Origin of the sequence: Bordetella petrii (assembly GCF_017356245.1) — a bacterium.
GTDB classification, from domain to species: domain Bacteria; phylum Pseudomonadota; class Gammaproteobacteria; order Burkholderiales; family Burkholderiaceae_B; genus Bordetella_A; species Bordetella_A petrii_D.
In genome coordinates, this window is the sequence record NZ_JAFMZZ010000001.1 from 2,795,097 (window position 1) to 2,808,390 (window position 13,294).

Below are 13,294 nucleotides of genomic sequence, written 5' to 3' on the forward strand. Positions count from 1 at the left end.
CCGCGATTGTAGGCCGCATGGCGGGCCGGCTGGCAGTGACGCCGCGCGCCTGCGTTCGCAGCTTCAGCCGTGGCAGTCGGGCACTTCCTGGTCCAGGTAGACGTCGAAGGCCACGTCGCGCGCCCATTTCCGGATCATGGCGGTCCAGACGTCGTGCTGGCGCCATTGGCGCATGGCGGCGGCCAGCCAGCGCACCGAGGCCTCGTCGGCGGCCCGCGCCAGCCAGACGCGCTCTGCCCCGGGGCCATCCAGAGGCAGCGTGGCCGAGAATTTTTTCCATTCGGGGAACTGCATCAACGGCTCCCAGGCGGCATCGTCGATCAGGCCGAGGTCGCAGGCGCCTTCGCGCACCGCCACCAGCGCGTCGGACGGCACCCGGAAGGTGCGCACCGTGGCGCCCCAGCGCTCTGCCAGGGCCCTCGCCTGGAAGGCGGCGCCGGCCATGCATACACTGCGGCCCTTGACCTGCGGCCAGCTGCGCAGCTTAGTATCGCTGCGTATCACCGCCCGGGGCCGGGCCTCGTAGCCGGCCGGCACCACCGCCACGCCCGGATCATCCAGCCCCGGCGCCGATTGCCCGGCGACGCGGTCGGCCAGCAGCAGGTCTACCGTGCCGTCGGCCAGCGCCGCGGCGCGCCGCCCCGCTTCGATCTGCACCACAGTGACCGGCAGTCCCAGCCGTTCGCCCAGCCTGGCCGCCAGGACGGTGTCCAGCCGCTCGGGCGTGCGCACCTTGGCGCCCGCCGCGGCCGGCGGCGCCAGGTAAGGCACGCCCACCACCAGGGCGCCGCGCTCGCGCGCCTGCGCAAAAGGCTGGCTGGATGGCCCGGCGGGCGCCAGCGCCGGCGAGCCCAGCAGCCCCGCCAGCGCGGCCGCCGCCAGCGCCGGCCGGCCACAACGGATGAGAAAGCGCAACCAGGGCTTCATGGCGTGCGGCGGGCCCGCGCCCGCCGTTCCTTTCTAGACGTACTGATACCGCAGCAGGCGGTGCTTGAGGTTTTCGAGCACGAACTGGTCGATCAGCGCCGCCAGGATGGCAATGACGAGGATATTGGCCATGACGCCCGTCATGTCGGCGATCTCGCCCGAATAGGCCAGCGAGCGGCCCAGGCCCTTGCCGAAGCCGATCAGCATCTCGGCCGAGATCAGGGCGCGCCAGGCATTGCCGAACGCCAGCTGCGCGCCCGTGATGAGCTCGGGCATGACGGCCGGCAGGTACACGCGCTTGATCAGGCCCCAGGGCGTGGCGCCCATGACGCGGGCGGCCGACACATGCACGCGCTGCACCGACTCCGTGGCGTTCATGACGCTGAGCGCGGCGGGAAAGAACGCCGCCAGCGCCACGACCACGATGATGGGCGTATTGCCGAAGCCCATCACGATGAGAAACAGCGGCACCCAGGCGATGGACGGGATCGACTGCAGGATGACGATGGCGCTGCGCAGCACTTCGCGGAAGAAGTACAGCACGGCCGCCACCAGGCCGAAGCCGATGCCGGCCAGCAGCGCCAGCCCATAGCCGGCGCCCAGGCGCCCCAGCGTGCCCACCAGGCTCTGGTGGAAGGACGATTCGCCAAGGTCCTGCACCAACCGGCTCACCACGGTGGGCACGCCCGGCATCAGGAAGTCGGGCAGCGCCCAGGCGGCCGCCTGCCACAGAAAAAAAATGAAGGCCACGCCAAGCACCCCCGCGAGGTGCTTGCGCAGGCCGGTTACGCGGGTCGAGGAACTCAAAGCTTGCGCGCCTCTTGCCAGGACAGGTCGATGATGCTCGATACGTCGTACGGCTTGCCGTCACGCGTCTTGAGCGAACCCTGGTCTTGCAGGATGCCGGCGATTTCCTGCATGCGCGCGGTGTCCTTGTCGGTGAGCTTGGCCGTGAAGACCTGGGTCTTGATGGCTTCGGCAATCACTGTTTCGCGCGGCAGCTCGCCGCGCTCGCGCGTTTTCAGGGTGGGTTCGGCGATGAAGTACGAGGCGATCAGCTTGGAAGCCTGGTCGGGCTTCTGCTGCAGCAGGTCGATGGCGGCCTTTTGCGCGTCCAGCGCCTTCCAGACGTCATCCTTGCGCTTGTCCAGCACCTCGCCCGAGGTGATCACGACCATGCACGGGAACGGCCAGGCCTGGCCCACTTCGTAGATCTGCTTGACCGGCGCCACCAGCTGGGCGATGCGGTCATAGGGCTCGAACAGGAAGGCGGCGTCGACGCGCTTGCCCACCAGCGACTGCACCGCCACCGCCGGGCTGACGCCCATGATGTTGACGTCGGACGGCTGCAGGTTGCCTTCTTTCAGCACCACGCCCTTGAGCACGACGTCGGCCGTGCTGCCCTCTTTTTGCGAAGCCAGGCTCTTGCCCTTGAGATCGGCGATGCTGTCGATACCGGCATCGTCGCGCACCACCAGCGAGTGGTAGCCCTGCTGCGCGCCGCCCACCACCTTCAGGTCGGCGCCCTTCGAGGCCCAGGCCACCGCGTTGGTGAAGCCCAGCACGCCGATGTCGGCCTGGCCGCCCACGATGGCCTTGATGAGGTCGGTGCCCGACTTGAACTCGATCAGTTCGGTGTCCAGCCCCGCTTTTTTGTAGAAGTCGCCTTCCTGGGCCACGATGGCCTGGGCGTCGTCCATGACGCGCAGATAGCCGACGCGGAATTTCTCGGCGGCCATGGCCGGGGCGGCCGCCACCAGTGCCGCGGCCAGCGGCAGGGCCAGCCATTGCTTCATTTTCATCACGTGCTCTCCAGTGCTTGGAATAATAGGTATGGAATGGATCCGGCCGCGCGGGCCGCGAGTCCCGCCGCGGGGCCGCGGCGGGCGGTCAGGCCGCCAGCGCCACGTCGCCTTCGGCGACCTGGATGCCCAGCAGGCTGAGAATTTCGCGCTTTTCGCCGGCCAGGTCGGACAGGTCGTGCGTCTTGCGGCGGTGCTTGAGGTTGAATTCGCGCAGCACCCGCGCCGGGCGCTGGCTGAAGACCACGATGCGGTCGGCCAGGAACAGGGCCTCGTCGACGTCGTGGGTGACCAGCAGCACCGAAGGTTTTTCCTGCTGGATCAGCTGCCGCAGCACGTCTTGCAGGCTGAGGCGGGTCAGCGCGTCCAGCGCGCCGAACGGTTCGTCCATCAGCATGGTCTTGGGCTGGGCGATGAAGGCGCGGGCCAGCGCCGCGCGCTGGCGCATGCCGCCCGATACCTGTTGCGGGTAATAGTTTTCAAAGCCGGCCAGGCCGACCCGGGCCAGCCAGGCCACGGCCTTCTGGCGCGCATCGGCCTTGGGCACGTTCTGGAATTCGAGCGCCAGCGCCACGTTGTCGCGCAGCGTCAGCCAGGGGTACAGCGCATGTTCCTGGAACACCAGGGTGCGGCTGGGGTGCGGCCCGGCCACCGGCTTGCCGTCGGCCAGCACCTGGCCCTGGCTGGGCTTTTCCAGGCCGGCCGCCATGTGCAGCAGGGTTGATTTGCCGCAGCCCGACGGCCCCACCAGGGCGACCAGCTCGCCAGTCTTGAATTCGCTGGAAAACCCGTCCACGACCTGCAGTGCGCCGAAGTTCTTGTGGACGTGGTCGAAGGTAAGGTTCATGTGACAGGCTCGCGCGCGGGGGCGTGGAATAGGGAAACCCTAATCTAACAACCTGTTATATGAACCCAAACTATATTTTCATAATGCATTAACAACTTCTAGTTATATGAAAATACGGCCGCCCCGTCCGCCCTAGCCTTCGATGCCGCGCGAGGCCAGGTAGTCTTCGTAGCCGCCACGGTAATCGACGATTTCGCCGCTGGGCAGGATCTCGATGACGCGGGTGGCCAGGCCGGACACGAACTCGCGGTCGTGCGACACGAAGATCAGGGTGCCCTGGTATTTTTCGAGCGCGAATTGCAGCGATTCGATGGATTCCATGTCCAGGTGGTTGGTGGGCTCGTCGAGCAGCATGACGTTGTGCCGGCCCAACATCAGACGGCCGAACGTCATGCGGTTCTTTTCGCCGCCCGACAGCACCTTGGGGGCCTTGGGCAGGTCGTCGGCCGAGAACAGCAGGCGGCCCAGCACCGAGCGGATGGACTGGTCGTCGTCGCCCGGCTGGCGGTATTCGCCCATCCAGTCGAACAGGTTGATGTCGGTTTGCTGGAACTGGTCGGAGACGTCTTGCGCCATGTAGCCCAGGTCGGCGTTGTCGGACCACTTGATGGAGCCCGAATCGGCCGCCAGGTCGCCCGCCAGCATGCGCAGCAGCGTGGTCTTGCCCACGCCGTTGGCGCCGATGATGGCGATTTTCTCGCCGGCGTCGATCATGGCCGAGAAATCGCGGATGACCGGCGCGTCGTACGACTTGGACAGGCCTTCGATGGTGGCGGCCAGGCGGTGCATGACCTTGTTCTGCTCGAAGCGGATGTACGGGTTCTGGCGCGACGACGGCTTGACCACGACCTGCTCGGCCTTGATGCGGTCGATCTGCTTCAGGCGCGAAGTGGCCTGGCGCGACTTGGACTTGTTAGCCGAGAAGCGGCGCACGAAGTCCTGGAGCTCGGCCACGCGCTCTTTGGCCTTGGCGTTGTTGGCCACCAGGCGTTCGCGGGCCTGCGTGGAGGCCAGCATGTAGTCGTCGTAGTTGCCCGGATAGATGCGGATCTCGCCATAATCCAGGTCGGCCATGTGGGTGCACACCTGGTTCAGGAAGTGGCGGTCGTGGCTGATGATGATCATGGTGCTCTGGTAGCCGTTGAGCACGGTTTCAAGCCAGCGGATGGTGTTGATGTCGAGGTTGTTGGTGGGCTCGTCGAGCAGCAGCACGTCGGGGTTCGAGAACAGCGCCTGGGCCAGCAGCACGCGCAGCTTCCAGCCCGGGGCGATTTCGCGCATGGGCAGCTGGTGCTGGTCGACGCCGAATTCCAGGCCCAGCAGCAGTTCGCCGGCGCGGGCCTCGGCGGTGTAGCCGTCGTACTCGGCGAACTTGGCCTCGAGTTCGGCCGCGCGCATGTAGTCGTCTTCGGTGGCCTCGGGGTTGGCGTAGATGGCGTCGCGCTCGGTCATGGCGGCCCACATTTCGGTGTGGCCCATCATCACGACGTCGAGCACGCGCTGGTCTTCGAAGGCGAACTGGTCCTGGCGCAGCTTGCCCAGCCGCACGCCGGGTTCCAGCGAGACATTGCCGGCCGACGATTCGAGGTCGCCGCCGATGATTTTCATGAAAGTCGACTTGCCCGAGCCGTTGGCCCCGATCAGACCATATCGGTTGCCTTCCCCGAACTTGACGCTGACGTTCTCGAAAAGGGGCTTGGGGCCGAACTGGATAGTGAGATTGGCAGTAGAAATCACGGCTTGTATATAGAAAGTCGAAGCGCCCGCGAACGCGCAGGCTAAACCCGGTAGTGTAGCAAGTACCGGTTTCCCGTCGAGACACGGAGGCCGGCCCGGCCCGTTTGCATTCCCCGGGCGCCGCCCGCCCAGGCGGCAAGGGCGGGCCGGCACCACAAACTTCAAGCCTCAAGCAACAAGCACAAAACCGTCCCTCGGCCCCATAGGGGTTATTCCCGACCGTCAGACAATTGTCAGATTACGTTCAGCACGGTTTAATCCGGAGGCGTCCCATGTTTGCGCTACCAGCGCCACATCCGGCCGCCCCGCACCATGCATTGCGCTTTGTTCTTGCTTCATGCTGCCCCACAAGTTGTTCACAACAAGCTGGTTCATGCAGTCCACTCCGGAGACAACAAGCCATGCAACACCCCACCTCCTCCCGCCGTCGCTTCATCGCTGGCGCCACCTCGGTCGGCGCCGCGGCGCTGGGATTTCCCGCCGTCAGCCGCGCCCAGGGCTCGCCCATTTCCCTGCGCTTCCAGAGCACCTGGCCGTCCAACGACATCTTCCACGAGTTCGCGCAGGATTACGCCCGCAAAGTCAATGACATGGCCGAAGGCCAGCTGAAGATCGAAGTGCTGCCCGCCGGCGCGGTGGTCAAGGCTTTCGACCTGCTCGATGCCGTATCGGCCGGCACCCTGGACGGCGGCCATGGCGTGGTGGCCTACTGGTACGGCAAGAATACCGCCGTGGCCCTGTGGGGCTCGGGGCCGTCGTTCGGCATGGACGCCAACATGCTGCTGGCCTGGCATGAATATGGCGGCGGCAAGGAATTGCTGACCGAGATCCAGAAAGCCATGGGCGTGAACGTGGTTTCGATGATGTACGGCCCGATGCCGACCCAGCCGTTCGGCTGGTTCAACAAGCCGGTCACCAAGTCGGATGACGTCAAGGGCCTGAAGTTCCGCACCGTGGGGCTGGCCATCGACATGTATACGGCCATGGGCGCGGCCGTGAACGCCCTGCCCGGCGGCGAAATCGTGCCGGCCCTGGACCGCGGGCTGCTCGATGGCGCCGAATTCAACAACGCCTCGTCCGACCTGGCGCTGGGCTTCCAGGACGTGTCCAAGATCTGCATGCTGCAGAGCTTTCACCAGAGCGCCGAACAGTTCGAGATCCTGTTCAACAAGAACAAATACGAATCGCTGCCCAAGCACCTGAAGCACGTGCTGGCCTATGCGGCCCAGGCCGCCAGCGCCGACATGTCGTGGAAGGCGGCCGACCGCTATTCCGCCGACTACATCAAGCTGCAGAAGGACCACAAGGTCAAGTTCTACAAGACGCCCGACGCCATCCTGCAGCAGCAGCTCAAGATCTGGGACGACATGATCGAGAAGCGGTCGGCCGAGAATCCGCTGTTCAAGAAGGTGCTGGACTCGCAGCGCGCGTTCGCCCAGCGGGCCGGACGCTGGCACAACGACACGTCCGTGAACTTCCGGATGGCGTTCAACCACTACTTCGCGCGCAAGCCTTCGGCCTGACCTGCCGCCGGCTGATGCACTGCCGCGGCCTTGCACCCGCCTGTCCCGGGCCGGATCCCGTATCCGGCCCGGCAGGCGGGTGCGCCGTTGCCGCCGCCCTATTTTCTGATCTGGATTGCGCCCGATGCTCAAGCTGATACGCATGGTGGACCGCCTGTCCACCTTCGTGGGCCAGGCTTTCGCCTGGCTCATCGTGATACTGACCGTGCACATATGCTGGGAAGTGATGGCCCGGTATTTGTTCAACACCCCCAGCGCATGGGCTTTCGATCTGCAGCTGATGTACTACGGCGTGTTGTTCATGATGGCCGGCGCGTACACGCTGGCCAAGAACGGCCACGTGCGCGGCGATATCCTGTACGGCTTCCTGCCGCCGCGGGTGCAGGCCGGGCTGGACATCATCCTGTACATCGCGTTCTTCATTCCGGGCGTGGTGGCGATGGTGTGGGCCGGCTGGTACTACGCGGGCGAATCCATCGCCATCCGCGAGCATTCGTCGCTGATGGCGGACGGGCCGCCCATCTATCCCTTCAAGTCGTTCATTCCCATTGCGGGCGCGTTCCTGCTGCTGCAGGGCCTGGCCGAGATCGCGCGCTGCGCCTTGTGCCTGCGCCATGGCGCCTGGCCGTCGCGCGCCGAGGACGTGGAGGAAGTGGACGTCGACAAGCTCAAGGAAATGGTGCACGTCAAAGACGAGGACATCGCCGAGCTGGACCGTTTTGTCACCGATGAGGAGAAGGCCAAATGAAGATCCACAAGGCACTGTGGTTCGGCCTGAGCTGCATCGGCATCGTGGTGGCGATGATCGGCTTCCTGACGCCCTGGCACGACATCACCACCGGCCACCTGGGGCTGCTGATGCTGGCGCTGATCGTGGTGGCGATCATGCTGGGCTTTCCCACCGCGTTCACGCTGATGGGCATGGGGGTGATCTTCACCTTCCTGGCCTATTACCTGCAAAACGCGGACGCCCAGCATTCGGTGCGGCAGACGCTGGACCTGATGGTACAGCGCACCTATGCCACCATGACCAACGACTCGCTGATCTCGGTGCCCCTGTTCGTGTTCATGGGCTATCTGGTCGAGCGCGCCAACCTGATCGAGAAGCTGTTCCGGTCCATGCACCTGGCCCTGGCGCGGCTGCCCGGCGCGCTGGCGGTGGCCACCCTGACCACCTGCGCCATCTTCGCCACCGCCACCGGCATCGTCGGCGCGGTGGTGACGCTGATGGGGCTGCTGGCCATGCCGGCCATGCTGAAAGCGGGCTACAGCGTACGCCTGACGGCGGGCTCGATTACCGCGGGCGGCTGCCTGGGCATCCTGCTGCCGCCCTCGGTGATGCTGATCGTCTATGGCGCCACCACCGGCGTGTCGGTGGTGCAGCTCTATGCCGGCGCGTTCTTCCCCGGCCTGATGCTGGCCGGCCTGTACGTGACGTACGTGATGGTGGTGGCCAAGCTGCGGCCCGACATGGCGCCGCCGCTGACGGCCGAAGAGCGGCGCATCGCCCTGCCGGCCGGCGCCGAGGCCCTGTCGCGGCAGGGCTACACGCATGCCATGACCGGCATGCTGGCCGCGATGTTCAAGGGCCGCCGCAACAGCGCCGTGTCGATGCGTTTCCTGTCGCGCAACATGATGCTGGCGCTGGCCCCGCTGATGGCCTTCGTGGTGCTGACCGGGTCGGTGTACTACATGGTGACCGAGCCGCCGGCGGTGTACGAGATACCCGATGAATTGCGCCTGGGCGGCGGCGGCGACTACAGCAGCGGCCTGGCCGAGCCGCCCATGGAAGACGGCGGGCTGGCCGAGCCTCCGCCGGCCGACGGCGGCGTGGCCGAGCCGCCCGGCACGCCGGCCGCGCCCGGCGCGGACGCGGCGGCGCCGGGCGAACCGGCCGCCGAATCCGGGCCGGCGCGCGAACCGGCGCCCGACGGCTACTGGATATTCTTCGGCATCTGCCTGGCGCTGCTGGCGGTCTTCTACGCCCTGCTGACCTGGGCGCGGCTGGAGATCTTCAAGATGCTGATGGGCTCGTTCTTCCCGCTGGCGCTGATGATCGCCGCGGTGCTGGGCTCGATCACCTTCGGCCTGGCCACGCCCAGCGAGGCGGCGGCCATGGGCGCCATGGGCGGCGCCCTGCTGGCGCTGGCCTACCGCCGCCTGAACATGCCCGTACTGAAGGAATCCGTCTTTCTCACCGCCAAGACCAGCGCCATGGTGTGCTGGCTGTTCGTCGGGTCGTCGATTTTCTCGGCGGCGTTCGCGCTGCTGGGCGGGCAGCGCATCATCGAAGAATGGGTGATGTCGCTGGGGCTGACGCAGATCCAGTTCATGCTGCTGGCGCAGGCCATCATCTTTTTGCTGGGCTGGCCGCTGGAATGGACCGAGATCATCGTGATTTTCATGCCGATCTTCGTGCCGCTGCTGATCACCTTCGACATCGACCCGCTGCTCTTCGGCCTGCTGGTGGCGCTGAACCTGCAGACGGCGTTCCTGTCGCCGCCCGTGGCCATGTCGGCCTTCTATCTGAAGGGCATATCGCCGCCGCACGTGACGCTGAACCAGATTTTCCTGGGCATGATGCCGTTCATGCTTATCCAGGTGGTGGCGATTTTCCTGCTGTATGTGTTTCCGGAAATCGGCCTGTGGCTGCCCACCCTGTTGTACCGTTGAGCTTCACCTGCCCTTGAAGGAACCCGCAAATGCTGCAAACGCTGGAAGTTGCGTACGGGCCCCAGACCGCGGTGGTCTGGCTGGCCCGGCCCGATGTGCGCAACGCGCTGGATGCGCGCCTGATCGCCGAGCTGACCGAAACGTTCATGACCCTGGGCGACGACAGCGAAGTGCGCGCCATCGTGCTGGCCGGCCGCGGCAAGGCCTTCTGCGCCGGCGCCGACCTCAACGCCATGCGCCGCAGCGCGCAGGCCAGCCAGGCCGACAACCGGGCCGACGCGCTGGCCATGGCCACGCTGCTGCACACCATCCATACCTGCCCCAAACCCACCATCGCGCGGGTGCATGGCGCCTGCATGGCGGGCGGCATGGGGCTGGCGGCGGCGTGCGACATTGCCGTGGCGGCTCGCGAGGCGCGCTTCGCCCTGACCGAGACCCGGCTGGGGCTGATACCGGCCATGATCTCGCCGTACATTCTGCGGGCCATCGGCGCGCGTGCGGCCAGCCGCTGGTTCCTGAGCGCCGAAGTGTTCGAGGCTGCCGAGGCCTGGCGCATGGGCCTGGTGCACGAGCTGTGCGAAGCCGACGAACTGGACGCCCGCATCAATGCCCTGCTGGGCAGCTTCATGCTGGCCTCGCCGCAGGCCCTGGCGGAATCGAAGCGCCTGATCCGCGAATTGTCGGGCCGGCCCATCGATGCCGCGGTGCTGGAAGACACCGCCGCCCGCCTGGCCGCGCAGCGCGCCACGGAAGACGGATGCGAAGGCATCGCGGCCTTCCTGGAAAAGCGCGCGCCGCGCTGGGTGCCGCAAGAACAGGAGTAAGGCGCGGGCGCCTGGCTAGTGGCGGTGCTCGTCGATGACCAGGTGCGCCATGCCCGGCTCGGTGGCCAGGCCCACCTTCTTGCCGATGGGCAGGGTCGCCTTGGTGTCGATGTGCCCATACGGCAGCCCCGTGACCACCGGCACTTTCACCGTGCGGCGCAGCCACTTCAGCACTTCCGGCATGTCGTAGCCGGCATCGTGCGGCGCCAGGCGGTAGTTGGTGAAATAGCCCAGCACAATGGCCTTCTGCCGCTGCAGCACGCCCGCCTGCCACAGCTGCGCCAGCATGCGCTCGACGCGGTACGGGTGCTCGGCCACGTCTTCCAGGAACAGGATGCCGCCGCGCACGCGCGGCATGTACGGCGTGCCCAGCAGCGAGACCAGCGTGGCCAGGTTGCCGCCCCACAGCACGCCGCGGCAGTCCACCGGGTCGGCGTCCGGCGTTTCGAAACTCAGGATCTCGAGTTCGCCGCGCATCAGTTCGCCGAACAGCGCGGCGGTCAGGTCGTCGACCTGGTCGCCGCCGAAATCGGCCACCGCCGTGGCGCCCGAATAGCTGACCGCGCCGGTCTGCGCCAGCAGCGCCAGGTTGAACGCCGTGAAGTCGCTCATGCCCACGAAGCGCTTGCCGCTGTCGGCCATGGCGCGCCAGTCGATGTCGGGCAGCAGCCGGCTCAGGCCGTAACCGCCGCGCGTGACCATGACAATGGGGTGCTTCTGGCGGATGGCGCGCGCCAGGCCGGCCAGGCGCTGCTTTTCGGTGCCGGCGAAGCGCTGCCGCACCGCCAGCGCGGCGCGGTCGACAGTGGTCTGGAAGCCCTCCTGCGCCAGGCGCCGGCAGGCGCGCTGCACGGTGGCCGGATCGCGCACGGCCGAGGACGGCGAAATCAGGTAGATGCCGCCAGCGGCGGGCGCCGGGCCGTGGCCATGCTGCCCGTGGCCGCAGTCTTCGGCGCAAACATGGCCATGCTGCCCATGCGCGGGGTGATGCGGGGTGCTCATGAAAGGGATTCCTTGGCGCGGCGCACGCGGAAGAACTGGCGCAGCAGGTCGCCGCACGGTTCGGCCAGCACGCCGCCGGTAATGGTAGTGTGATGATTGAGGCGCACGACCGCGCCCACGTCGAGCACGCTGCCGCAGGCGCCGGTCTTGGGGTCGGCGGCGCCATAGACCACCCGCGCCAGCCGCGCGTGCAGCATGGCGCCGATGCACATGACGCAGGGTTCCAGCGTGACGTACAGGCTGAGGCCCGGCAGCCGGTAATTGCCCAGCTGTTTCGCGGCGGCGCGCAGCGCCACGATCTCGGCGTGAGCGGTGGGGTCGCTGTCGGTGATGGTGCGGTTGTAGCCGGCGCCCAGCACCCGCCCCTGCGCATCGACCACCACGGCGCCCACCGGCACTTCGCCGGCCTGCCCGGCGGCTTCGGCCTGGCGCAGCGCCAGGGCCATCATGTCGGTGTCGCCGGGCTGCGGCGCGGCCGGTAGCGGCGCCAGGCCGGCGTCAGCCACGGTACACCCGCGATTTCAGGGCGATGCGCCCCGCCAGGCTGGTGACGGCCTCTTCCAGCCATTGGTACAGCTCGGCATTCTCGTCGTAGCGCGCCTGGTTCAGGTTGGACACGCGCCCTTCTTCGATGAAGCCCCAGGCCCGGCTGCGCTTGTCGCGGTGCTTGGGATCCCATACGCCGAAAGCGAAGCCGCCGGCGCGGCGGATCAGCGAAAAACACGGAATATCGGTGTAGCCGTCGCCGACAAAGACCATCTGGTCGAACGGCACGCGCAGGCGGTCTTCGGGCACCTTGCGGTTGACCTCGAAGGGCTTGTTGCGGAATTCGCGTCCGATGATGCCTTTCTGGATATGGAACAGGTAGCGGGTCTTGTCGGTAAAGCTGACCAGCCGGCGCGGGAATTCAATGCCGCCGTCGGCGCCGTAGACGAATTCGGAGGCCCAGATTTCGGTGAATTCGTGGGCGATGGGCGTGGCGCGCACCACGTCGCCGATGCCGCTGGAAATCAGGTAGAACTCGAGCTGCACCTGCGGGTGCTCAGCCCGCACCGCGGCGCGCAGCCGCTGGAACAGCGTGGGCACGCCATCGTGCAGCGGCAGGCTGGCGCCCCACTGTGCCAGGCGCTGCTGCGTGATGAGCCCGTGCGCGCCGCTGCGCGAGAGCTCAATCATCTGGTGCAGATAGGCCGGCACCGGGTCCCAGTCCTGGCTGGACAGCAGCGGGTCGACCTTGTCTTTCCAGAAGGCGGCCGTGTCCACCCCCATGCTGTCCAGGAAGCCGGACGTGCTGTCGGGGGCCAGCGTATCGTCGAAATCGAATATCAGGGCGATGACGTCGGACATGGATGCGGCGGAAAGTCGTCAATAGGCGACATTTTGCCTGATTGCGGCCGCGGGCGGTGCCGCGGCCCCCGTCCGGCCCGCCGCCCTACTGCACCGGCACGGGCGTGGCGGGCATGCCCGGCGCGGTCGTGCCGGGGGCCGCGCCCGGCGGCACCGGGATCACGGTTTCGCGCAGCACGCCGCCGCTTTCGATGCTGCCCTTCACGCTGGTGGGCGACGACATCTGGCGCATGCAGTCCGCGCGCTGGGTCTGCGGCAGGTTGTTGCAGCGGGCCGTGGCGTTGGCGCCGTAATTGGCCGACTGGCCGTTGTCCAGGCGCTTGCGCTGCGCCTCTTCGCGCGCCGCCCCGGCTTCCCGCAGGCAGGTAGCCCGGTCCTGGTTGGTCTGGCCGCTGTTGCAGCGCTGCACGTCGTATTGGTACTGGGATTGCACAGAGCCGGACGCCGCCGCGCCGGCTGCCTGGGCGGCCGTCATGCCGGCCAGGCCCCCCGCGCCCAACATCAGGGCGCAGTACAGTTTCTGCATACGTCGCATGTTCATCTTCCGCTCCTTGTTGCGTTGCCGCGCCGGGCGCGGCCGTCTATTTACGGTACGGGAAAGCAGCGGCCAAT

At 67.0% G+C, this 13,294-nt stretch carries 14 protein-coding genes; 4 read left to right on the forward strand and 10 right to left on the reverse strand.

Going from position 1 to position 13,294, the window contains the following annotated elements:
* Nucleotides 1-63: 63 nt before the first annotated feature.
* The 6 genes from J2P76_RS13465 to J2P76_RS13490 form a co-directional block, all read right to left on the reverse strand.
* Nucleotides 64-927 carry a transporter substrate-binding domain-containing protein gene (locus tag J2P76_RS13465; protein ID WP_207408206.1) on the reverse strand — a complete coding sequence of 288 codons (864 nt, stop codon included), beginning with the start codon at nucleotides 925-927 and terminating at the stop codon, nucleotides 64-66.
* A 33-nt stretch (nucleotides 928-960) separates the two neighbouring features.
* Nucleotides 961-1,734: an ABC transporter permease gene (locus J2P76_RS13470; RefSeq protein WP_207408207.1), complete on the reverse strand. Its 774-nt coding sequence runs from the start codon at nucleotides 1,732-1,734 to the stop codon at nucleotides 961-963.
* Nucleotides 1,731-2,729 (reverse strand): ABC transporter substrate-binding protein, encoded by a 999-nt coding sequence (locus J2P76_RS13475; protein ID WP_207408208.1) that lies wholly within the window; start codon nucleotides 2,727-2,729, stop codon nucleotides 1,731-1,733. Before J2P76_RS13475 ends, J2P76_RS13470 begins: the two co-directional genes overlap by 4 nt.
* 88 nt (nucleotides 2,730-2,817) lie before the next feature.
* Entirely contained in the window at nucleotides 2,818-3,576 is a 759-nt protein-coding gene (locus tag J2P76_RS13480) for an ABC transporter ATP-binding protein (RefSeq protein WP_207408209.1), read from the reverse strand.
* A 132-nt stretch (nucleotides 3,577-3,708) separates the two neighbouring features.
* Nucleotides 3,709-5,313 (reverse strand): ABC-F family ATPase, encoded by a 1,605-nt coding sequence (locus J2P76_RS13485; RefSeq protein WP_207408210.1) that lies wholly within the window; start codon nucleotides 5,311-5,313, stop codon nucleotides 3,709-3,711.
* Nucleotides 5,314-5,535: 222 nt separating this feature from the next.
* Nucleotides 5,536-5,688: a hypothetical protein gene (locus J2P76_RS13490; protein WP_207408211.1), complete on the reverse strand. Its 153-nt coding sequence runs from the start codon at nucleotides 5,686-5,688 to the stop codon at nucleotides 5,536-5,538.
* Between the two features lie 26 nt (nucleotides 5,689-5,714).
* Between J2P76_RS13490 and J2P76_RS13495 the strand changes: the two genes are divergently transcribed.
* The 4 genes from J2P76_RS13495 to J2P76_RS13510 all read left to right on the forward strand — a co-directional run bounded on the left by J2P76_RS13495 (nucleotide 5,715) and on the right by J2P76_RS13510 (nucleotide 10,333).
* Nucleotides 5,715-6,836 carry a TRAP transporter substrate-binding protein gene (locus tag J2P76_RS13495; protein ID WP_207408212.1) on the forward strand — a complete coding sequence of 374 codons (1,122 nt, stop codon included), beginning with the start codon at nucleotides 5,715-5,717 and terminating at the stop codon, nucleotides 6,834-6,836.
* Nucleotides 6,837-6,960: 124 nt separating this feature from the next.
* Nucleotides 6,961-7,584, forward strand: a complete 624-nt coding sequence (locus tag J2P76_RS13500; RefSeq protein WP_207408213.1) for a TRAP transporter small permease subunit — start codon at nucleotides 6,961-6,963, stop codon at nucleotides 7,582-7,584.
* Nucleotides 7,581-9,509 (forward strand): TRAP transporter large permease, encoded by a 1,929-nt coding sequence (locus J2P76_RS13505; RefSeq protein ID WP_207408214.1) that lies wholly within the window; start codon nucleotides 7,581-7,583, stop codon nucleotides 9,507-9,509. The genes J2P76_RS13500 and J2P76_RS13505 overlap by 4 nt, the downstream gene beginning before the upstream one ends.
* A 29-nt stretch (nucleotides 9,510-9,538) precedes the next feature.
* Nucleotides 9,539-10,333 carry an enoyl-CoA hydratase/isomerase family protein gene (locus J2P76_RS13510; protein WP_207408215.1) on the forward strand — a complete coding sequence of 265 codons (795 nt, stop codon included), beginning with the start codon at nucleotides 9,539-9,541 and terminating at the stop codon, nucleotides 10,331-10,333.
* 15 nt (nucleotides 10,334-10,348) lie between these two features.
* On the opposite strand, the gene J2P76_RS13515 is transcribed toward J2P76_RS13510, so the two are convergent.
* The 4 genes from J2P76_RS13515 to J2P76_RS13530 form a co-directional block, all read right to left on the reverse strand.
* Nucleotides 10,349-11,335: an LD-carboxypeptidase gene (locus J2P76_RS13515; protein ID WP_207408216.1), complete on the reverse strand. Its 987-nt coding sequence runs from the start codon at nucleotides 11,333-11,335 to the stop codon at nucleotides 10,349-10,351.
* The gene (tadA, locus tag J2P76_RS13520) at nucleotides 11,332-11,781 is read right to left on the reverse strand and encodes a tRNA adenosine(34) deaminase TadA (RefSeq protein ID WP_207409208.1); all 450 of its coding nucleotides are present in this window, start codon (nucleotides 11,779-11,781) and stop codon (nucleotides 11,332-11,334) included. The genes J2P76_RS13515 and tadA overlap by 4 nt, the downstream gene beginning before the upstream one ends.
* Nucleotides 11,782-11,833: 52 nt before the next feature.
* The gene (locus J2P76_RS13525) at nucleotides 11,834-12,682 is read right to left on the reverse strand and encodes an HAD family hydrolase (RefSeq protein WP_207408217.1); all 849 of its coding nucleotides are present in this window, start codon (nucleotides 12,680-12,682) and stop codon (nucleotides 11,834-11,836) included.
* A gap of 85 nt (nucleotides 12,683-12,767) precedes the next feature.
* Nucleotides 12,768-13,223, reverse strand: coding sequence for a hypothetical protein (locus tag J2P76_RS13530; protein ID WP_207408218.1), 456 nt, complete (start codon nucleotides 13,221-13,223; stop codon nucleotides 12,768-12,770).
* Nucleotides 13,224-13,294: the final 71 nt, after the last annotated feature.

What these genes read in the sequence shown, in the direction of transcription:
- J2P76_RS13465 (WP_207408206.1), bottom strand. Translation starts at nt 927, where the DNA reads ATGAAGCCCTGGTTGCGCTTTCTCATCCGTTGTGGCCGGCCGGCGCTG.
- J2P76_RS13475 (WP_207408208.1), bottom strand. Translation starts at nt 2,729, where the DNA reads ATGAAAATGAAGCAATGGCTGGCCCTGCCGCTGGCCGCGGCACTGGTG.
- J2P76_RS13480 (WP_207408209.1), bottom strand. Translation starts at nt 3,576, where the DNA reads ATGAACCTTACCTTCGACCACGTCCACAAGAACTTCGGCGCACTGCAG.
- J2P76_RS13490 (WP_207408211.1), bottom strand. Translation starts at nt 5,688, where the DNA reads ATGAACCAGCTTGTTGTGAACAACTTGTGGGGCAGCATGAAGCAAGAA.
- J2P76_RS13495 (WP_207408212.1), top strand. Translation starts at nt 5,715, where the DNA reads ATGCAACACCCCACCTCCTCCCGCCGTCGCTTCATCGCTGGCGCCACC.
- J2P76_RS13500 (WP_207408213.1), top strand. Translation starts at nt 6,961, where the DNA reads ATGCTCAAGCTGATACGCATGGTGGACCGCCTGTCCACCTTCGTGGGC.
- J2P76_RS13505 (WP_207408214.1), top strand. Translation starts at nt 7,581, where the DNA reads ATGAAGATCCACAAGGCACTGTGGTTCGGCCTGAGCTGCATCGGCATC.
- J2P76_RS13510 (WP_207408215.1), top strand. Translation starts at nt 9,539, where the DNA reads ATGCTGCAAACGCTGGAAGTTGCGTACGGGCCCCAGACCGCGGTGGTC.
- J2P76_RS13515 (WP_207408216.1), bottom strand. Translation starts at nt 11,335, where the DNA reads ATGAGCACCCCGCATCACCCCGCGCATGGGCAGCATGGCCATGTTTGC.
- tadA (WP_207409208.1), bottom strand. Translation starts at nt 11,781, where the DNA reads ATGGCCCTGGCGCTGCGCCAGGCCGAAGCCGCCGGGCAGGCCGGCGAA.
- J2P76_RS13525 (WP_207408217.1), bottom strand. Translation starts at nt 12,682, where the DNA reads ATGTCCGACGTCATCGCCCTGATATTCGATTTCGACGATACGCTGGCC.
- J2P76_RS13530 (WP_207408218.1), bottom strand. Translation starts at nt 13,223, where the DNA reads ATGAACATGCGACGTATGCAGAAACTGTACTGCGCCCTGATGTTGGGC.